The organism is Aliivibrio finisterrensis, from assembly GCF_008933155.1.
GTDB lineage: Bacteria > Pseudomonadota > Gammaproteobacteria > Enterobacterales > Vibrionaceae > Aliivibrio > Aliivibrio finisterrensis.
The window spans coordinates 124,598-146,747 of record NZ_WBVP01000003.1 but is presented as its reverse complement, the minus strand read 5'-3'; the positions used below and the strand labels follow the sequence as shown (position 1 = coordinate 146,747).

At 39.1% G+C, this 22,150-nt stretch carries 15 protein-coding genes; 3 read left to right on the top strand and 12 right to left on the bottom strand.

Features of this window, described 5'->3' with window-relative positions; translation table 11 throughout:
- Positions 1–5: 5 nt before the first annotated feature.
- The 11 genes from F8B77_RS03875 to F8B77_RS03820 all read right to left on the bottom strand — a co-directional run bounded on the left by F8B77_RS03875 (position 6) and on the right by F8B77_RS03820 (position 14,174).
- Positions 6–1,328, bottom strand: a complete 1,323-nt coding sequence (locus tag F8B77_RS03875) for a paraquat-inducible protein A (RefSeq protein ID WP_151654124.1) — start codon at positions 1,326–1,328, stop codon at positions 6–8.
- 595 nt (positions 1,329–1,923) lie between these two features.
- A complete protein-coding gene (locus F8B77_RS03870) occupies positions 1,924–2,718 on the bottom strand; it encodes a siderophore-interacting protein (protein WP_151653878.1) in 795 nt (264 codons plus the stop codon).
- Between the two features lie 11 nt (positions 2,719–2,729).
- Positions 2,730–3,491 (bottom strand): iron chelate ABC transporter ATP-binding protein VctC, encoded by a 762-nt coding sequence (vctC, locus tag F8B77_RS03865; RefSeq protein WP_045104150.1) that lies wholly within the window; start codon positions 3,489–3,491, stop codon positions 2,730–2,732.
- An 8-nt stretch (positions 3,492–3,499) separates the two neighbouring features.
- Positions 3,500–4,450, bottom strand: a complete 951-nt coding sequence (locus tag F8B77_RS03860; RefSeq protein ID WP_151653876.1) for an iron chelate uptake ABC transporter family permease subunit — start codon at positions 4,448–4,450, stop codon at positions 3,500–3,502.
- Positions 4,443–5,378, bottom strand: a complete 936-nt coding sequence (gene vctD / locus F8B77_RS03855; protein WP_151653874.1) for an iron chelate uptake ABC transporter permease subunit VctD — start codon at positions 5,376–5,378, stop codon at positions 4,443–4,445. The genes F8B77_RS03860 and vctD overlap by 8 nt, the downstream gene beginning before the upstream one ends.
- Before the next feature lie 84 nt (positions 5,379–5,462).
- Positions 5,463–6,368, bottom strand: a complete 906-nt coding sequence (locus tag F8B77_RS03850) for a siderophore ABC transporter substrate-binding protein (protein WP_151653872.1) — start codon at positions 6,366–6,368, stop codon at positions 5,463–5,465.
- A 737-nt stretch (positions 6,369–7,105) separates the two neighbouring features.
- A complete protein-coding gene (locus F8B77_RS03840; protein ID WP_151653870.1) occupies positions 7,106–7,465 on the bottom strand; it encodes a glutaredoxin family protein in 360 nt (119 codons plus the stop codon).
- A gap of 155 nt (positions 7,466–7,620) precedes the next feature.
- Entirely contained in the window at positions 7,621–9,117 is a 1,497-nt protein-coding gene (putP, locus tag F8B77_RS03835) for a sodium/proline symporter PutP (protein ID WP_151653868.1), read from the bottom strand.
- Between the two features lie 149 nt (positions 9,118–9,266).
- On the bottom strand, positions 9,267–9,974 hold the full coding sequence (locus F8B77_RS03830) for an aldehyde dehydrogenase family protein (RefSeq protein ID WP_151653866.1): 708 nt from the start codon (positions 9,972–9,974) through the stop codon (positions 9,267–9,269).
- Positions 9,975–9,988: 14 nt separating this feature from the next.
- Positions 9,989–13,150, bottom strand: coding sequence for a bifunctional proline dehydrogenase/L-glutamate gamma-semialdehyde dehydrogenase PutA (gene putA / locus F8B77_RS03825; RefSeq protein WP_151653864.1), 3,162 nt, complete (start codon positions 13,148–13,150; stop codon positions 9,989–9,991).
- Positions 13,151–13,394: 244 nt separating this feature from the next.
- Entirely contained in the window at positions 13,395–14,174 is a 780-nt protein-coding gene (locus tag F8B77_RS03820) for a helix-turn-helix transcriptional regulator (protein WP_167512753.1), read from the bottom strand.
- A gap of 600 nt (positions 14,175–14,774) precedes the next feature.
- On the opposite strand from F8B77_RS03820, the gene F8B77_RS03815 reads away from it, so the two are divergent.
- From F8B77_RS03815 to F8B77_RS03805, 3 genes are all read left to right on the top strand, one after another.
- A complete protein-coding gene (locus F8B77_RS03815) occupies positions 14,775–16,622 on the top strand; it encodes an SUMF1/EgtB/PvdO family nonheme iron enzyme (protein ID WP_167512752.1) in 1,848 nt (615 codons plus the stop codon).
- Between the two features lie 104 nt (positions 16,623–16,726).
- Positions 16,727–17,518 (top strand): ABC transporter permease, encoded by a 792-nt coding sequence (locus F8B77_RS03810; protein WP_151653862.1) that lies wholly within the window; start codon positions 16,727–16,729, stop codon positions 17,516–17,518.
- Between the two features lie 33 nt (positions 17,519–17,551).
- Positions 17,552–18,604, top strand: coding sequence for an aldo/keto reductase (locus F8B77_RS03805; RefSeq protein ID WP_151653861.1), 1,053 nt, complete (start codon positions 17,552–17,554; stop codon positions 18,602–18,604).
- 98 nt (positions 18,605–18,702) lie between these two features.
- Here F8B77_RS03805 and F8B77_RS03800 read toward each other — a convergent pair whose 3' ends face one another.
- Complete coding sequence (locus F8B77_RS03800) at positions 18,703–21,756, bottom strand: DUF748 domain-containing protein (protein WP_151653859.1); 3,054 nt, start codon at positions 21,754–21,756, stop codon at positions 18,703–18,705.
- Between the last annotated feature and the right edge of the window lie 394 nt (positions 21,757–22,150).

The window sequence follows — 22,150 nt, the reverse complement described above, 5'->3', positions numbered from 1 at the left end:
GCTTCTCATTTATGCACACTAGGCACTTCTGAATTGGACTCAGAAGCATCTAACTCTGAATCTCGTTTGCATATATTATTTTTAGGTGCCCAAAATATCCGCGGATCAAAACTCATCGCAGATATCATCGTAAAGATCACCACCGTCGCAAAGCATAACGCTGCAGGACCTGGTGAAATCGCCATCACATTTTGTAACTGCACTAAAGCCACTAAGATAGCAACTACAAAAATATCAACCATTGACCAGCGGCCGATAAATTCTGTTAAGCGGTATAATTTTAACCGCTTAATGGCGATATGGCTTGAGTCATCCGCGTGTTTACCTGCACAAAAATAAAGCCATGCTAGAGTAAACATTTTTGCCATAGGAATAAAAATACTCGCTATAAATATCACTACTGCTATCGGCCACGACCCCATTTTCCAAAGTAAAACAACGCCGCCAAGAATCGTTGAACCTTCGCTTTTCCCTAAACTTACGGTATACATCATTGGATATAAATTGGCAGGAATATAAAACACTATCGATGCGAGTAAATAAGCCCATGAATATTGTAACGAATGATTAGCGTTAAAAGCATGTAATTGGCTATCACAACGCAAACATTGTGCTTTATGTGACGTTGGTAGCGGATTAAGTTGATTACAGACATGGCAACCAACATGATTATGATCTAAATGGGTATCACCAGCACGCACACCATCAATTGGCTTCATCGAAAAAAACTGATCCCACAACCATGTTCTATCAACTAATGACACACATTTGACCACTAACACACTATAAAGACAAAAAGCCCAAAATGAATTACCTAAACCAATATGCGCTAATGCTGAAATTTTTACTAAACTGACTAAAACGCCAATTAAAAAAACATCAACCATTAACCAAGGTTGAATAGTAAATAAGATGCGGCATAAAAATTTTAACCAGACGTGAGCATGAAAAATATGTCCAACCTTCTTTACTTTATGAGCGTGATAATAAAGATATAACACCAGCATTACATATGCGGTAGGAAAAACAATTACTGTTACCATTAATAAAATAGCTAATAGACTATTTTCAAAATGCTGTAATGCTTCTGTTGCATTTAGCAGTGTAATTTGATGCTCCATCCCATTAACTGAAAAAGAGAGAAATGGAAATGACAGGCTCAATACTAGCATCAACAAACAAGCAATACCGTAAGCAGCTGGACGTTGAAAAGGTAAACTAACGGCTTTAATTAATGTATACCCACACCGAGGGCAGGTTGCTTTATCACCTTGAGCTAAATCAGGGATATTAACGACTAACCCACACTCTTCACACGCAATCATCATTGATTGTTGCGCGTCAATCACTTCTCGTGCGGGCTTAATTTCATTATTCAACGTACATCACCCCACTAGATTCTCAGAACAACCGACACACTTGGTATCGACAAGCGTGCCAGCTGCCCGTAGGCTGAAGTTCTCACACAGTAACCAAGGTAGCTACATTGGTAAAAAATACAAACAGCTGACTCTTATTCCAAGATACCAGAGAGAAGCTCTGATGCAATTAGATTTTTCAGATCGTCAAATAGGTAAAAAACTCAAACGGGAAAATAAATTGATATCATCAGAGCTACAATGCTGCTCCCAAAGTCGGTATACAGCAAGAATGGGGAAACTAATGACTCCGTAATCACTCTTGCACTGCTAAGTCTTGATTTTAATCCAGAGTAAATGACTAAACGAATGGAAGCCTAGTAGGGGCTAAGCTTATACACGATAGAGTCGATATCAGCCAACGTCCATCGCTAAGATACGTAAAAAAGCACTCAATGATATTCAATTATTGATTAATATGCAGTCCAGAAGTACTGGATTATCTAAGCCTAATAGACGTTGTTTTTGGTAAACGTGTGTCGCTTATGTTGAGAAACTAGGGATACTAGTCCTCAGCAAGTTGATCTTCATGCTTAGCTACTTTATGCCCATCTTCAGTACAGCCTTCTTTCCAATAACTACTGATATAAAGATCGTCTTTATCCACTTCTTTGTCGTTACGGAAATACGTACGAAGCGCTCTCATTTGATTAAACTCACACGCGCACCAAACCGAGACTCGCTCCGCTTTCCACTCTTGTGCTCGAACCGCCTCTGTTAAATCTTGTGCATCAGATTTAATAACCCACACTAGCTCAATACCTTGTGGTTTAGTTAACGTCTGTTTATCTGATTGATGGCTAATTTCAATCACAGCATAGCCTACCGCTGATGCTGGTAGTGCTTCAAGTTTCGCAGACAAAGCAGGTAACGCTGTCATATCTGCCACTAAAAAGAACCAATCCGCATTATGATTAAGCCCTTTGATGCTGCCTGGCCCTGCGATTGAAATCGTATCACCATTTACCGCATTCTGAGACCAAGCAGAAGCAAAGCCGCCTGTTTCAGCACTTATCATTGCATTCGCATGATGATGGCGAACAAAATCCACATCTAGCTCATTCTGCTCTTTTCTCAAATTACGCACAGTATAAGTACGCATCATAGGACGAGTGCCTTCAGCGATACCAGAGAGGTCGGTTCCACCATTTTCATTAAACATCAGCTTAATGTAACCACCCTCTGTTTCCATATCAAAATTTGAAAGATCTTCTGCTTTAAAGGTAATGCGCTGCATATTGGCGGTAAACTGTAGATTATTAACCACGGTCAGTACACGTGGAGAAGGTTTCTTATTCATAACTTAATCCTTTATTGTCCGTAATACATACAAATACGTTGGCCATTAACTTCATGGATATCAAATTCAGTTTCGTATATTTCTGATAACACGTCTTTTCTGATCACTTCAGCAACCGTGCCATTAGCAACTACTTTGCCTTTTTTAAGCGCCACAATATTGTCTGAATAACATGATGCGAAGTTAATATCATGAATGACTATCACTACCGCTTTTCCTAATTCATGAGCCAACGTTTTAATGTTTTTCATGATTTGTAATGAATGTTTAATATCTAAGTTATTTAACGGCTCATCTAAAAAGACATAGTCCGTATCTTGTGCAACCACCATGGCAATGAATGCCAATTGACGCTGGCCACCACTTAATTGATCTAAGTACTTATTCTGAATAGGAGCAAGATCTAAATAATTGATCGCCTTATCCATCACTTCATTATCGTGCTTTGTTAGCTTACCTTGGCTATAAGGAAACCGACCAAAGGCAACAAGCTCACGCACCGTAAAGCGCATGTTTAAATTATTTGATTGTCTAAGAACGGCTAGTTTTTTCGCTAAAGCTTTTGTGTCCCAATCCACCACTTCTTGGTTTTCAATGAGCACACTGCCACTGTCTTTGGCTAATAAGCGGCTTGCCATAGATAACACAGTACTTTTACCTGCGCCATTAGGTCCAATGATCGACGTCACTTCACCTTTAATAAAAGAAGCAGAAGCTTGATCAACCACTTTTTGCTGACCAAATGATTTTGAAAGTTGAGATAATGAAATCATACGTTTCTCTATTGAATTTTTTGTCTAACTAACAGCGATAAGAAGTACAAACCACCGATAAAATTAATCACTACGCTTAATGTCGTTTCAAACTTAAAGATGTTCTCAATCGCCCATTGCCCTGAAAGCAACATCGACATCGCCATTAAGCTGCTTCCCAGTAGCAAAGTTCGGTGACGATAGGTATTGAAAAACTCTTTTGCTAAGTTTGCCACCAATAAACCAAAGAACATCACAGGGCCAACTAACGCAGTGGATACCGAAATTAAGATAGCCACTAAAATAAGTACCTGCTTGGTTATTTTCCCTACATCAACGCCTAAACTGGTCGCATTATCGTTATCAAGCCAGAACACATCAAGCACGTTAGACATTCGAAATAACACGGCACTAATGAGTAATAATGGGATAACACAAAAATAAACTAAGTCTTTGTTAATATTATTAAAGCTAGCAAACATACTTGATTGAATTGACGCAAAATCATTTGGATCAACCAACATCATAAAAAATGACGACACATTAGAAAACAGCTGTCCAAAAATCACACCAAGTAATAATAGGGTGATTACGTTACTGTTGTTTTTCTTAAAGTAGAAACCAAATAACAACAAAGAAAATCCGACCATTATCACCACTGACATAGCAAAGTTAACGAATGGGTTTAATAAGAAAACACTAAAACTGCCAAAAATAACCACAACCAATACTTGAGTCAGTAAATACAAGGCATCAAACCCCATAATACTTGGTGTTAAAATACGGTTATGCGTAATGGTTTGAAATACCAAAGACGACTGTGCAATCGCAATACTGGCTAAGATCATCGCTAATACTTTAGGCACTCGACGAGACAAAAAATACTCATAGTTAGAAGCATCAAGCCCAATACCAATAAACAAAAAGGTGAATAAAACGGTTATAAAAGCCAATGCCGTTAGTTTAATTGAATCAGACATTTTGTTTACCTTTAACGATAAAGAAAATAAACACCATTCCACCAAGAATACTGATGATCATAGAGATTGGAATTTCATAAGGGAAAATGATCACACGTCCTACAACGTCACACACAAGAATTAATATCGCGCCAACAATCGCCGTTAGAGGGATGTTTCTTCGTAGGTTATCACCATAAAACTGAGCAACTAAGTTTGGTACGATTAAACCAAGAAAAGGCAATTGACCAACAATCATCACTACCGTTGCTGACATAACAGAGACTAAAATAATACCGAGAAATAGAATTTGCTTGTACTTCAGACCAATATTGGTCGCAAAATCTTTTCCCATACCAACGGCAGATAAACGCGTCGCGTACCAATAGCTGATCACTGAAATTGGCACAGCAATGTATAACAGCTCATAGTTACCTTGCAGAATATTAGCGAAGTTCGCGACCGTCCATGCAGAAAGGTTCTGAACTGCATCGTATTTATACGCGACAAAGGTTGCAGCAGAAGAAACAACGTTACCAAAAATGATGCCAATTAGAGGCACATAGATGGCGTTTTTAAATTGAATACGATGAATGAATTGAATAAAAAGAAGTGTACCGCCAATCGCCATTGCAAAAATCAGCAATAAGTTATCGCCATGCCCAAAGATCACTAAGCTCAATACATAACCCAACATTGCACACTCGATGGTGCCAGAGGTTGATGGTGCTGCAAATCGGTTTTGGCTGATCTGTTGCATGATTAAGCCTGCAATACTCAGGCCTGCACCAGATAATAAAATAGCCAATAAACGTGGGAGACGACTTACAACAAGGAGTTCTAGCGCTTCTGTATCTCCTCGAAAAATAGCTGACAACGGCAAGTCAGCAACACCGATAAATACCGAAGCAAAGCTCAGCACAATAAGAACAAGCAATAACTTTTTCAAAGCTAACCTCAGCCTGCACAAAGCGTGCTATCTCAAAGAAATAGCACGCTTTACAGTGGAATTAAAAATAAATAATGATCAAACTTAAAGATGAATAGACTGTTTCACATCCGCAATCATTTGGTCTGTTGCGGTAACACCTGCAATTGCTAGATACCATGCATTGATATCAAGATAGGTTAAGCTGTCATTTTTATAGGCATCGGTTGCTTTCACTAATGGGTTAGCAAACTCTTCACGTGTTCGGCTTTTATCTTTGTTAATTAACTTATCTTTATCAACAATAAGAAGGTTTGATGGGTTCACATTACGAATAAACTCATACGATACCAAATCACCATGGCGAGATTCTTTAATGCCTTCTACCGCTTCATTAAAACCAAAATCTTTATAGATAGCAGAAAAACGAGATTGCGCACCAAAAGTCGTAATATTACCGCCTGCGCTCATTACTGTTAACGCTGCAACATTATTTGTTTTGTTGTGTTCAGCAATCGCTTTGAACTCAGTGTCTACACTCGCTATTTTTGCTTCAACTTTATCTTGAATCTCAAAGACATTACCTAGCATGCGCCATTGTTGCTGTGTACTCTCCCAATAGCTTTCTGAATCCGCAGTAAAGACGATGGTTGGTGCGATTTCAGATAACTCTTTGTAGGCTTTAACAGCACGAGAGCCAATAATGATCACATCTGGCTTCTGCATATAAATCGTTTCAAAATCTGGCTCACTTAAACTACCAGAAGAAGCAAACTCTTTAGCTTTGTACTTTAATAAATAGGGAGGCATTGTGGTTGCTTGAGTAACCGCTACTGGCTTGATACCAAAGTAATCAATGGCATCTAAAGTTCCCGTTCCAATCACAACAACACGCTGAGGTTTTGTCTCAAGCGTTGTTTTACCTAGTTGGTGAGAAACCGTAATAGTTTCCGCATAACTTGATGCAGAAACCACTAAACCAAATAACATTGTAGCGATACTTTTTTTCATATTCTTTACACTCAAGTGATAATTGTTCGTATTTAAATATCACTATAATGAAAACGATTCGCATTCACCAGAATAAAAAAGTAAAGATTGTAAAGACGCACTTAATGTAAGGTTTATTGCGTTCAAAGAGGTTTTTTTAGAGAGTAGAAAATGGTTAGTTTGGTTTATAACAGACAATAAAAAAGGCCATTATCGGGGGAACAATAATGACCTTAAAAATACATAGCTTGTTTGCTTTAGTGTAAGTGTCTCTTCGTTACTTCACATGAAAGAGTCTCATGATCAAATAAGAAGCGAAATGCATGAGAATTGAAATATTTCCCATCACTCCACAGAACTTCACCAAAGATCTTACAGAGATCCATGTCAGATGCTGAACCTTTCTTATCGATTAGTCCAATAACAGATAAAACTTGGCTCTCTATATCCTTGGGACAATTTTTAATTGACCATTTATGAGTCATACTCATTTTTTCCATAATAACTAGCCTAATGTGTTTTTATTTTATTTGTGAATCAAGTCACGAAGAGAAGTTTAACCTAACATTAACTTAAAGCCAAGCATTTTGTGACTTGAGTCTCATAAAGGTACAAAAATGGCTAATAATAGAACTATTAACAAGTAAATTTCATTAATAAAAAAGCTGTAATTTTACAAAAAAAACACATTAAAAAGCGAACTATCAATAAGCCCGCCTTTAACCACTACTTTATGGGTACTCACAACCTTGTGAATACTAAGGATATTTTTCCTCTAAGAAGGCCATAATATCTGACGATTCATACATCCATGTTGTTTCGCCATCTTTATCAATTCGCAGGCATGGCACTTTTACACGGCCACCGCCGGCTAATAATTCAGATCTATGCTGCTCATTATTTTTAGCATCACGCAGTTCGATCTTTAATGATTGACGCTTAATTGTACGACGAACTTTCACACAGAATGGACATGCTTCAAATTGGTATAGTGAATAGTTTGCTGTTTCTGCATCTATCTCGGCTTGCTTTGCAGGATCGCGTTTTACACCTGAAGGTGAAAATACACAATCCAAACCTAAAATGACTTTTCCAAGCACGAAACGAATTAATTTCATGTTTACTCTCCTAGTAATACGATCTAATTAGTTACATTAGTATTATTTCTTTTTAAAGTGCATGGATTGTAACAGTTTCATTTCATTGAACATACAAAAAAGCCCCAAAAAGAGGCTTTCTGGGGCTTTCATCTATATTGTTTTAATAAAAACGTTTATTCAAACTCAACCAAGTTACGTTCAAATTTCTCATGTTGCTGAGCGACCGCTTCTTCAGGTTTACCTGTCAACTTACTCACAGCAATAATTGCCGTCGTTGCGAAAATAATCCCTGGTACAATTTCGTACACATCGAACCAACCGCCTGTTAGCTGTTTCCACACAACAATCGTGATACCACCAACAACGATACCAGCAAGAGCGCCATTACGGTTCATTCCTTTCCAGTAAAGACTTAGCACTATTGCAGGTCCAAATGCAGCACCAAAACCTGCCCACGCATAAGAAACCAAACCAAGCACTGAACTATCAGGGCTCATCGCTAACGCTAATGCAATAAGTGATAAAACAATCACTGCAATTCGTCCTACGCTGACAACCTCTTTACTGGTTGCGTCTTTTTTCAGTAATTGCTTATATAGATCTTCAGATAATGCTGAAGAAGAAACTAATAATTGTGAATCAGCAGTACTCATGATGGCAGCAAGGATCGCAGCCAATAAGATGCCAGCAATAACTGGGTGGAACATCGCATTCACTAATAGCATGAAGATTTTTTCGCCATCAATCGCTTGACCTGCCATTGAGCCATTTACATAAAGTAAACCAACAAGACCGACCAACACAGCACCAACCATTGATAACGCTGTCCATACTACGGCGATTCGACGAGCAGTCGTCAACTCTCTGTTTGTGCGAGAAGCAAGGAAACGCGCTAGGATGTGTGGCTGACCAAAGTAACCAAGGCCCCAAGCCACTAATGAAATAATCGCAATCGCACTTAGCGGTTTACCATCCATGCCTGTCCATAGCGTCATAAGCTCTGGGTTAATCGCAACTAAATCCGCACTCAACTGACCAAAACCACCTTGCATGGCTGCAATAGGAACAATCAACAACGCCGCAGACATTAATAGACCTTGAACTAAATCAGTCCAAGCTACCGCTAAGAAACCACCAAATAAGGTATAAGACACAACACAAAGCGTACCAATAACCACCGCTATTTTGTAATCTAGACCAAATACAGTTTCAAATAATTTACCACCAGCAACCAAACCAGAACTTGTATAGAAAAGGAAGAACAGCAAAATAAACAACGCTGAAATGGTTTGAATTAGTTTAGATTTATCATTAAAACGGCGTGATAAAAATTCAGGAAGTGTTAATGAGTCATCAGTAGTTATGCTGTAAGTTCGTAAACGTTTCGCGCAAATGAGCCAGTTCAACCACGTACCTACTAATAAACCACCGGCAAGCCATAACGACTCTAAACCTGCCGCGTAAGCATAGCCTGGCAGACCAAGTAATAACCAACCACTCATGTCAGAAGCCCCTGCAGATAACGCTGCAGGCCATGGCCCTAATGTTCGGCCGCCTAAAAAGTAATCAGATGAACTGTTTGTTCGTTTGTATGCATAAACCCCAATTGCGAGCATCATTATCAGGTAAGCGATAAACGTCCCTGTAATGGCAAAATTATTTTCAATCATTATATTTCCTTTATATTATTGGCAGTAAACTTAACGTCGTTATTGCTGTATATGAGCATCAAGGCTCTATTATTATGGTGCAATAACGACGATGATTTCTAATACCTGCTGGACAAGGTTTTATCCAAACTTAGTATCAATAGTAATTATCAGTGATTACCACCCCCAAGCTCTAGCAAGGTGGCATTACCACCTACTGCTGTCACATTGATTGTTCGTGTACGCTCTGTGATAAAGCGTAGAACAAAATGAGGATCGGTAACATTTGATAGACGCTCTTGATCCGTTTCTGCGATCAATTGCGCTAATAACCCCTCTCGTTTTGCAAGTTGTTGGTTGAGCGCTATCGATTTTTGCTCATTACCAACAAAGCAGACGCCAGCTAAACGAACATCATTAATGTCTGTTATTGCAAACTCTGCCTGCTGAGCTGCCAATCTTGGAACTTTAGCTTGATGCAACCCCTCAAGAATAACTGAAGTTAGTTTCGTATCCTGACTCGAAAGGGCGACAATAATAGCGTTTCCTGCTACTAATGCCGCAGTTATTTGCCCAACCAAGGCCACAACCGATGAATTTTCATCCGATGTGATGTAAAAAACACCTCTCGCTGCCGTGTAAAGCTCGTTACTCTCCCCTGTTGGCCCCGGCATTAACTCCGTTTCAGAAATTAACTGCATTGCTCTTTGACATTGGAAACGTACCATTTTTGCTGCCAGAACACCAAAATCAGGATGCTCCGCTAAATACTCTGACCAACGTAATAATTTTTTCATTCTTGTTGAGAATGAATCCGCTTGCCACTCCAGTTGACCTTGAGAAAGTGCTGATTTAATAATATGAGTAGTTGTTGTCATGAGGTTCTCCTTTCTCATTTAGCTCCAATAGCAGGGGAAATTTGTTGTGCTTGGGTGTACCGGAATAAATAACGAGGCCCACCCGCTTTTGGTCCTGTACCCGATAACCCTTGGCCACCAAATGGTTGAACTCCAACGACCGCACCAACTTGATCACGATTGATATAGCAGTTACCCACCTTGATGTTTTTCTCAATTCGCGTGTATGTCACTTCATTACGACTATGAATCCCCAGGGTTAAACCAAACCCTGTTGAGTTGATGTCAGAAGCCACCTTATCAATCTTACTGGCTTTAAAGCGCACAATATGAAGAATAGGACCAAATTGCTCATTTTCTAATTGGCTAATGGAGTCAATTTCAAACGCACTTGGCGGTACAAAATCCCCTTTTTCAGACCAATCTGGTAACTCAGCTTGAGCAACCAATTTGCCCTCTAATGTCATTTTTTCAATATGCGCGAGCAACTTCTCTTTGGCTTTTAAATCGATAACAGGACCAACATCCGTGCAATGCAGTTCAGGTAAACCAACGTTTAGTTCAACCATTGCCCCTTTGATTAAATTAATAATTCTGTCTGCGATGTCTTGTTGAACAAACAACACTCGCAGTGCAGAACAACGTTGACCAGCAGATGCAAATGCAGATCGCATGACATCACGCACCACTTGTTCAGGCAGTGCAGTACTGTCGACTATCATTGCGTTTTGACCACCCGTTTCAGCGATAAAAGGCACCGGAGCTACGCCATTACCTTCAAAGGTTCGATTGGCTAAAGTGCGATTAATTAATTGCGCGGTTTCCGTTGAACCTGTGAAGGCAACCCCTGCTACACGATGATCTGAGGTTAATGGCGCACCAACCGTTTTACCATCCCCAGGTAATAAGTGAACCGCTTGTGGCGCAATGCCTGTCTCTAATAGCATCTCCATCGCTCGAACCGCGATTAATGATGTTTGCTCTGCCGGTTTTGCAATCACGGTGTTACCTGCAACGAGTGCTGCCGTAACTTGACCTAGGAAAATTGCTAATGGGAAATTCCAAGGGCTAATACATACAAAGACACCACGACCTTGACGCGCAATTTGGTGCGAGACATCGTCAAAACCAACAATGGTTTCAGGGGTGGCGAAATTCAGTTTGGCTTGAACGGCGTAATAACGACAAAAATCCACCGCTTCACGCACTTCATCAATACTATCATGGATGGTTTTCCCTGCTTCTTTATGACATAAAGCAACCAACTCTGGCATGTTTTCTTCAAGTTTATTCGCCAATAAGTCTAAGTACTCAGCACGTTCTGATACTGGCGTACTCTGCCATGTTGGAAAGTAATCATGAGCAATAGTCAATGCGTCTGAGACTTGCTCTTCAGAGCTCCATACTAATGAACCAACATTATTACGCCTGTCATATGGCGAAGTAATCTTGTGTAAGTCAGCAGCATTATCCTTGATCATGCTTTCGTAATAACGGCTATTGTTAACGATTGGACCACCTTGCCAATACGTAGTCATCTGCTCTTTAACCAATGCTTCAAACGGCTGAGCTTCACTCTCTACATCTAAATTAATACTGTATGAATTTTTACGATCCGAGAAAATTTGAGGTGGCAATGGGATCAATTGATTCTCTAGAGAAGGGCAAGCTAATAGCGCATCAACAGGATGTTCAGTCAGGTTGTCTATTGGGCAATTGGCATCAACTAAACGGTGAACAAACGAGCTGTTTGCACCATTTTCAAGTAAACGACGCACTAAATAAGGCAGTAGATCTTTATGGCTTCCCACTGGAGCGTAAATGCGAACATTGCGATTAAACATCGCCATTGCATGATCATATAACGCATCTCCCATACCATGAAGTCGTTGAAATTCAAATTCATCATGGGTTGCCATTGATGATATCGCTGCAACAGTATGTGCGTTATGGCTAGCAAATTGCGGAAAGATGTTGCCCTTTACATGACCACTTAATAAATAGCGCGCGCAGGCTAAATAAGAAACATCCGTCGCTTCTTTACGTGTAAACACAGGGTAACGTGCAAAACCAAATTGTTGAGATATTTTAAGTTCAGTATCCCAATAAGCACCTTTCACTAAACGAAGTGGGATCATATCACCCTGCTCTTTTGCGAGTGCCGTTAACCAAACGAGAACTGGCAACGCACGCTTAGAGTACGCTTGCACTACAATGCCAAATTTACCCCAGCCTTTGACAATGTCGCTGCGATATAACTTTTCAAATAACGCTAAAGAAAGCTCTAAACGATCCATCTCTTCTGCATCAATCGTGATACCAACATCCAATTCACGCGCACGCTCAAGCAATTTAAGAACCGTGTCGCACATCTCCCCCATCACGCGAACTTTATTCGCCATTTCATAGCGAGGATGCAATGCGGATAGCTTAATAGATACAGTAGGATCTGGTGAGCCAGCAATACTCGCGGCACGGCCTACACTTTCTATCGCCATGATGTAATCTTTAAAATACTTATGAGCATCTGATTGGGTTAATGCTGCTTCACCAAGCATATCAAAGGAGTAGGTATAGCCCTTCTCGCGCATCGCCTTACCTTTTTTCTGCGCTTCTTCAATGGTTCTGCCCAATACAAATTGGTGTCCCATGATCTTCATCGCTTGGTTCATGGCTTGACGGATCACAGGCTCTGAGAATTTATTGACTAAACGGCTAATGGCATTAGAAGGTGAACCATCTGCTTTTACGTCCATACTGACGACTTTACCCGTCAGCAATAATCCCCACGTTGAGGCATTTACAAACGTCGAATCTGAATTTTTAAGATGTGATTTCCAATCAGCAACACTTAACTTATCACGAATAAGTGCATCGGCCGTTTCTGCATCAGGAATACGCATTAAGGCTTCAGCAAGACACATCAATAATATGCCTTCTTTAGTATCTAGGCTGTATTCTAATAACAACGCATCAATCATTTGCACAGCTTGCTTATCATTACGGACACGTTGAATAAGTTGAGCCGCCTGATCTCTCATCATGTTGGCTTCTTGCTCACTCGGTTGAGCTAGTGGGATAAGCTCTTTTAACCATTGAGCTTCATCTACCATATAAATGGGAGAAATGGCCGACCATAACGTAGGTAAAGAGTGATTAATAATGGATGAAGACAATACATCTTTCGCATGAAACATACCTGTTTCCTCTAATTATCTGACATGATTAACTAAACGATTATGCTTCTACTGGTTTTTTTATTATTAAAGCAAGTTGCGAAAGAGTCTATTTCCTATTTACAATAAATACTTGTCAAAAACTCCGATTTAATTGCTAAATCGTCCATGCGGTTACAAAGTGAGAACAAAGGCGGTAATTTTTAGTTACGAATAAAGTAAAATTTAAATATGGACTTAAGAACAAGTACCCCTCTAGAGGTAGCTACTTAACACTTACATGTAATTGACGATATTTACTTGGAGCGCCTCCAGTATGCTTCATGAAGGCATGACTAAAAGCACTTTGATTTGAAAAACCAGTTTGTTGAGCAATTTCACCTACCGTAAATTGACTTGTTTCAAGCAATGTTTTTGCATATTGAATACGCTTTTCAACAATATATTTATGCGGTGTAATTCCGAACTCTTGCTTAAAAATGGCGTAAAATTGACTCTCTCCAAGAAAAACTGTGCTTGATAACTGCGAAATCGTGATCTTACTTCCAATATGATGCGTTATAAAATTGTCGATCACTTCTTGATTCAAACGTTTAATCTTTTTCTCTGTATTTTCATCAATTAAATGACGGTGGAGCAGCGAAATTATCGTGTCACTGCATGCTTTATTTAAAAGGTGATCATCAACGCTAGCTTGAATTTCACATACCAACAGCTGTATTAAATTTTGAATCTGAACATCTAACTGGTAATAACCACAATCGACAAAGAGCTCATTTACCCTCTTTGCCAATTCGTCATTCCCAAAAAACTGAGGAAAATTAAGTACTAACACTTCGGCTTGATACAAACTTGAAAAAGCATGCTTGAAATTAGCAGGAATAACTCCCACCTTACCAGAATAAATCATGCTGCTTTTATCATTAATTTCAAATTCCGCTTGCCCTTTTAAGCCAATCACTAGCTGATGATATTCATGCGAATGCAGATCTCTTTCTTCAGGCAGCATGATAATTTGTGTAGGGAAAATCCAATCCATTTGCATGATAAATCCATTAATCACTGATATTACTAATGAACAAGAGTGTAACCAAGATCATAAAAACAATCTATTGATAATGGTCATTCGAAAGCATGATCATGAATTAAGATAATACAGCCAATGTCATTTCAATTTTCTCACTTCAGGATAGCGCGCTAAGCAAATTAAAAAAACCTTTATTAACAACAAATTAATTAATCGATAAATGATAAATAATCCATTTTCTTATTTTTAAACTTGATCATTGTTCTATCAGATAGAAACGATGATCAAGTTAAGATTATCTTTGACGCATTCAAACACAAAAGGTTGGTATAAAAATTGCTTCCTTTAGGATGGCGTCAAAACTATGAATAACAGATACTTATCTGCATAAATCATTTGCTCCAACCTTAAAGAAGCCACTGAACAGATAATTGGCGATAGGTTGGTATGATTAAAGTGAAGTATGTAGATCAGTATCAATATACGATTAGCCCTCACTAAATGAAGAAGAACAAATGCAATATCACGTTCTTCAATCTGCGGTGCGGAGATGGGTTAATTTTTATGAATTTATTACAAAAAAAATTATTTATGTCTATTATTAAAAGCAGAAAAATTATGAACCGTAAAGGACTACCCGCTCTAGCACTACTGTTATCGCCGGCGCTTTTTACCTCTGTTGCGCTTGCTAATACCGACACTCAATCAATAACGCCTACTATTGATTCTGTTGCTTCTATTGATATTAAACTGACTCACAAACGTGATGAAGTTAAGCAACTAGAAAACACAGTGGTTAATGATCAAGGTCGTCTTCGTGAATTGCGTAATCAAAGTGATACTTTAGATAAAAAAGCAACACAATTGGATTCTAAACGCAAACTTGCTCAACGTAATTTAGATGAGCAATACAATCGAATGATTAATGATCCTGATCTAGATATCACTCCTTTCCAAAAGCAATACCAAGACTCTTGGAAAGAAGTAAAAGAGAACCAAGTCGCTAAATTATCCATTCAGCAGGATATTCAAGAACAAACTCGAGTGTTAAAAGCAAACAGCACTAAAAGACAACGTGCATTAGACGAACTTGAAATTCTTGGTGAATCTCGTCAAGAAGCTCGTGTACTTCGCCTACAAGAAGAACTAGCAACTCAAGATTCATTAGATGTAGTTCATACGATTACTTGTAAGATGTCGATGACATTAAGCGCATGTTCAAGCCAAGGTAAAACTCTAAGCATGCAAAAGGCTGTTAACAACTTTCAGCAACAGTTGATCAACGGCTTTACTGAAGCTGAAACAGTAAAACAACACGTAAATAATGTATCGTTAAATATCCACGTATTAGATAGTGCAATTATTGACAGTGGATTTAATGGAAGCAATCGCTACACAACTAAGCTGCAAGCTTCATTACGTGCTCGTCCAGACACAATAGCAGCATGTCAATTATTGGGGCTAGAAAACCGTTACTGTATTGAAGATGGCACAGCACAATCATCAAACGAAAAAATCAAAAAAGAGAAGAAATGGGTTGGTATTACCATTCGCTCTAACCGTCATGAAGATAACGTAACTGTTAATGGCGTAAACTACGGCAGCACACCTGTAGATGTTATGTTACCTGCCGGTCAGCACCAGATTACCGTGGAGAAGTCAGGCTTTGAACCATACAGTCGTCAAATGTCACTATCTAAAGACATGACGGTATGGGCTGACTTGAAACTTCAGGAAAATCGCCCAAAGCCAGGCAAGAAATTTGCTGACAGTTTAAGCAATAATCAATTAGCACCACAAATGGTTGTGATTGGTTCTGGTAATTACCACATTGGTAAAGATGCAGCAAAAGACGTAACTATTTCAACAGCCTACTCTATTGCTGCTACCCCTGTAACCGTTAATCAGTTTGATGCGTTTGTTGCTAGCTCAGGCTATATTACTGAAGCAGAAAAAGGTGCCGGTTGTAATGCTATTAATGGTGGTGAAACAAAACGTCACCAAAACCAAAACTGGCGTAAACCTGGATTTGAACAATCTAAAAATGCACCGGCAGTATGTATTTCTAAAAAAGATGCAGAAACCTACGCAAACTGGTTAACCAAACAAACTGGTTTTACTTACGCACTGCCTTCTGAAACACAGTGGGAAGTAGCTGCACGGGCTGGAAGTAAAGAAGCATACTGGTGGGGCTCTGACATTGGCTCAGGCAACGCAAACACGGGTTGGGGTGGTTCATCTTGGGCAAACAAGTCAACTTCTCCTGTAGGTAGCTTTGGCGCAAACCCTTACGGTATCTATGATACTGCAGGTAATGTTTGGGAATGGACAAACACTAAATCAGGTGTTGTTCGTGGCGGCGCATGGAGCTTTGCACCAACAAAAGCAAAAGCGTATGAATCTCTAGAGCTAAATCCATCGACAAGCGCTAACTACACAGGTTTCCGTGTTGTACGAACTCTGTAAGTTAATTAATATGCTTTAACTAAATTCATAAATAACAAAAACCGCTGACATCAGCGGTTTTTTTATGTTCAAATAACGTTAATTAACCCCTTTAGGAAAAATGCATGCAAGAATCCTTAGACATCAGTTGGGCATTGATGGGGCTATTTAGCCTCACTCTCATTATTCCCTTTACCATTAATCGCATTAACCAATTGGATCTTGCTAAAGAGCTCGGTATTAGTGTGTTTCGTATGGTGGCACAACTGGTTTTTATTGGTCTTTATCTTGAGTTTGTTTTCCAGCTGAATAATCCACTACTGAATACACTTTGGATTATTTTAATGATAGGCATAGGCTCTAGCTCTATCATCTCTAAAGCTAAACTCCCTAAAAAACGATTACTGTTTCCTGTTGCAACGGGGTTATTGGTTGGGCTCTCACCTTTAGTTATTTTACTTAGCGCTGTGATTATTCAACCAACACCACTTTATAGTGCTCAATATGTGATCCCTTTGGCTGGAATGTTATTGGGTAATAGTCTCAGTGGAAACATCATTGCATTGCAAAACTTATTCACCGCATTTAAAGAGCGTGAGAGTGAATACCATGCGGCCATCGCTCTTGGCGCATCGCCTCGTTATGCCACCCTCCCTTTTGTTCGCTCTGCGATGCAAAAGGCTTTTGCTCCTATCATGGCATCAATGGCTACGATGGGCTTAGTCACCCTGCCTGGCATGATGACAGGTCAAATTTTAGGCGGGGTAAACCCAATGGTTGCCATTAAATACCAATTACTTATTTTAATCGCTATTTTTGTTATGCTGACAATATCAGTTACCATCACGTTACAACTGACCCTCAAATATAATATTTCAAAAGAAGGGAAAGTATTGGTACGTTTTCTAGACCAATGATCTAATAAAAATCAAATAAAGGAACCTTCTCAAATGGAATACTCAACACTTGGCAGCAGCAATCTCTCTGTCTCTCGTATCTGCTTAGGTAGCATGACCTGGGGAAAGCAAAACAATCAAGAAGATGCCAATCAACAAATTGACTATGCACTTAGCCAAGGTATTAATTTCATTGATACGGCTGAGATGTATTCGGTGCCACCCTCGCCTGAGACCTACGGAAAAACAGAAACCATTATTGGTCATTGGTTAGCGACAAATCCAGAACGACGTAAAGAGATTATCTTAGCTTCTAAAATCGCAGGTCCGGGATTACCTTGGGTTCGTGAAGGGGCACCGATTACAGGTGAAGCCGTCATTGCTGCAGTTGATGCATCACTTGCTCGTTTACAAACGGATTATATTGATCTTTACCAGCTGCATTGGCCGAACCGTACTTCTCCACATTTTGGTAAGCATTTTCCTAACCAATTCAAGTTCAGTGATTTTGATGCGAAGAAAGAAGAAGCCGATATGCTTGAGATCTTACAAGCATTAAATGAATGTGTTAAAGCAGGTAAGATCCGTCATATCGGATTATCAGACGACACACCTTGGGGCATCAACACTTACCTTAAACTGAGTGCTAAATACGATTTACCAAGAATGGTATCAATTCAAAATGAATTCAGTTTATTACACGCTAAAGATTGGCCTTATTTAATCGAAAACTGCATTCATGAAGAGGTGGCCTATTTGCCGTGGTCACCATTAGCGGGCGGTATGTTAAGTGGCAAATACTTAGATGGAAAGATGCCAGAAGGCAGCCGTTGGACGTTCTCACAGCGTAATGGTCTTTTTCGAGATACACTGGTGGCAAATGAAGCAGTACGAGCGTATATGCAAGTGGCAGAAAAACACGGTTATACGCCTTGTCAGCTTGCATTAGCATGGTGTGACCAAGTAGATGGCGTTACATCAACCATTATTGGTGCTACTTCTCTAGAGCAATTAAAAGAAGACATTGACGCTTTTTCAAAACCACTAAGTGACGAAGCTATTTCAGATATTAATCTAGTCTTTAAAAAGTACCCAATGCCGTTCTAAAAAATAGACTGCATAACAAATAAAAATGGCGACCAGATTCATTTGGTCGCCATTTTTCTATCTCACTGAATCAATCCCAGTAACTATTGGACTTGAGGTTACTTAGCTTCAAGTGTTAGCAATACGCTACTCGTGTCTTGCTCAATATCGAATCGGCTATCAAGTAAAAATACACGAGATGCATCAACTTTAACGATATCAACCAAATAGGCTTTTACTGCTTGAGCACGTTTTTGAGCTAATTGCCCTAACTGTGCTTGTGAGACCTCTTGCTTATTTAGTACCAAGTTATATAACGCAATATGCCAACGTTTCGCTAACTCTTCATCTGTTAACTCTACGCCTTTTTTATCTTCCTCGTCTTCTATTCTGTTTTCTACTACATTTGCCTTTTCATTAAACTCTTGCTTATACAGCTGTTGTAGAGCTTCCGATAACTTACCTGTTGTAGGCATTGTACTCGCAGTCAAGTTTGTGGGTAACTCGGTGATCATTATCTGTGCAGAATCTGCTAGACGTTGATTAAATTGCGTTAGGGCTAACGCTTTACTGTCTTCTGGTGCATTGACTGCTCCTCCAACGGTTAGCTTTAACTTCGGACGAGTTTCTAGTGCAGTACCCAGTGTTTTTAACTTATCTTGCTCTTCAGTCGTTAACGTATTCGCACCAAATTTAAACGCAATCACATTCAATTCTTCATCTGAGTCTGCAAGGCCTGCAATAAACGAGAATGGCGCAGTTACTGCTTTAGTTATAATGTTTGAAATAGTGCTCCAAATCACCGCACCAAGGCTAAACTCAGGGTCATTTACATCTCCAGTTACTTCAACCCCCAAATCAATCACTCCATCGTTATCTTGCAATAAAGCGATCGCTAACTCTAACGGTAGTGAAGTTGCTAAATCACTGTCACTGGCTTTACCTAACTGTAATTGATCGATAATTACGTGATTCTCACCCTTTAATTGGTTGTTTTCTAATTTATAGTTAAGCGCTAGCGTTAATTGGCCTTTATCAATGTAATGACCTGCGTACGTGCCAGAGTAAGGGTTTACCGTGGTTAGTTCTACACTTTGGAATATGACATCAAGATCCAAGTAAGGCTGTTTAAGCAATGGATTTATTTCGCCCTTCACTTTTACCGGTGCGTATCTTTCAATATTACCGCTGATATCAACCGTTGCTTTTGTACCTGGAATACTCGATACATGGCCGATATTGCCTTTTAATTGCTCAATGCCTGAAGAGAAATTCGGCGTAAGGGAGTTATCTGCAAAGAATGCTGAACCATTATTGAACGCAATTTTTCTAACTCTCAAATCAAACGGTTTTGTATCCTTTTTCTTGGATGTTGTTGTCGATTTTTGGACTTTCGGCTGTGTCACAATTAAGTCGCCAATATTGGTGGTTCGGTCTTTATTGATCACCACTCTCGCATAAGGTTGGCGTAAACTTAACGTATCGACTGCTAATTTGTTTTTTTGCAAATCAAAATCAAACTTATTGACCGCTAATGAGCGCCACTTTACGAACGGTTTTCTTAGTTTATTGTCACGAATCGAAAGATGATTTACTTGAACACCACCGCTAACCTCAACGTTACCTTTTGCATTGGCGTCTAACTTAGCTTGCGTACTCACTTCCCCTTTGGTTAAGGTTGCATTTACAGCGGTTGCTAAATAAGGTTGGAATTGTTCTAACTTCAATGATTTAACATCAATATCAGCCAATACGGCTTGTTGTTTGGCATCGGCTTGACCTTTAACCCTGATATCACCTTTGCTATTTACTGAAGCAAAGAAATCAAAATCAATCGGTTTAGAAAGATCACTCACAATCTGACTTGTCGTTAAGTTAATTGGAGATATCTGCCATTGATTAGCTTTTTTGGTAATGACTTTCTCTTCGACGTTTAACTGATAGTCTTTAATTTCTACGCCATCAAGTGTCACTAACCATGAAGGTGCATCAACAGTTGATTTTGGCTCTTTTTCTACAGGTTCTTCTTTCTTTTCTTTTGACTCTTCTGTAATAAATTTAGGGGTAAATAAGGTAACAAGATCGGCCCCTTTATCGTTTACTTTTGCTGACACATTTAAGCCATGAGAAGTAACAGAAACAATATTAACGGTTTGCTTCTCTACATTCGCCGCTATGCCATTCACTGAAAAATCAGGCAAAGAAACAATAGATTTATCTTCTGCATTAAAATTTAGATTATGAATGGAGAATAGGCCATTGTCGCTAGTGATGCTCATCGTATCATCACTTTTGGTATCACCTATGGTTTGAGCCAGATGATAGTTCGATGAAAAATTCACATTACCCGAAGTTAATTTGGCAATAATGTCTTTTTCAATAAAGCTCCATAAGCGTGGTAATTGAACCTGCTGAACATTAATATCACCAACCACTTCTAGTGGTTTTAATTGCACTTGGCCTTTCAGCTCTACCTTGCCCGAATCTGCATCGGTAATTTGTACATGGTAGTTATTCTTTTGCTCTGCATCTGTTAATAAGCCTTGAGTAGAAAACGTACCTAACGTGAAATTGATATCGGGATACGCTAATTCTGTTGTTGTAACACCATCAACGAAGCGAACATTACCTTGTGCTAGAGTGGTTTGTTTAATCAGTACAGGGAATAGTGCCTTATGGCGTTCAGTGGGCTCTTGTATCTTGGGTTCAGGCTTTTCTTCTGAAACCCAATTGCGATTTACGGCATCTAAAATATCACTGAAATTAAATACCAGCTGTTCTGTGTTATTTAGGCGTTCAATATCAATATAAGGCTTATCTAATGCAATATATTCAATTGTGATAGCGGCATTAAAAATGGACTCCCAAAAATTAACTTGAATGCTGGCATTTTCAAAACTGACAAAAGAATCTGAAGACTCAATGCTCTGGATAGAAAACTGATCTAAATCTAACTGAAGAGTAAAAGGGTTAAACGTCACATCAGCTAACATCACTGGGCGTTCTATGAGTTTAGATAGGTGCTCTGGAACCTGCTGCTTAGCAATATAAGGAACCAGTAAACCAAACAATGCGGCATATAAAAGATAAGCACTTAATGCATACGTACTCCAGCGAATACGTCGAGGAAAAGCACGAAACGTTGCAATTGCTGTTTTGAATTTGTTCGACATTATGACTCTATACTCCTACGTCTATATCGACAAGGATTAGATACTCATCTGGATATTCTTTAACACTAAAACTTATCCAGATACGCATCTTTCCCTGATTAACTAAAAAAGCCATCAATGGCATAATGAAGAGAATAATTACTTATCCCTAAGTAAATCAACAAAATTTTATCCCTAGTATTTGTTGATGTCTACCAATCTCCTTCTATCGATGATCAAAATTCGACAAAAGTAACTTTGAAGCGAGATCACCATTCTAAATGGTGCATTATTTACTCTCAATCCCTAAATAAATACTGCCATAGTCCTGCTATGCATTTATTATCAACACATAACATAATTTCCCCCGCTCATGGTTAGGTATTCTAAATAAATGAAAATAATCTCTATAATA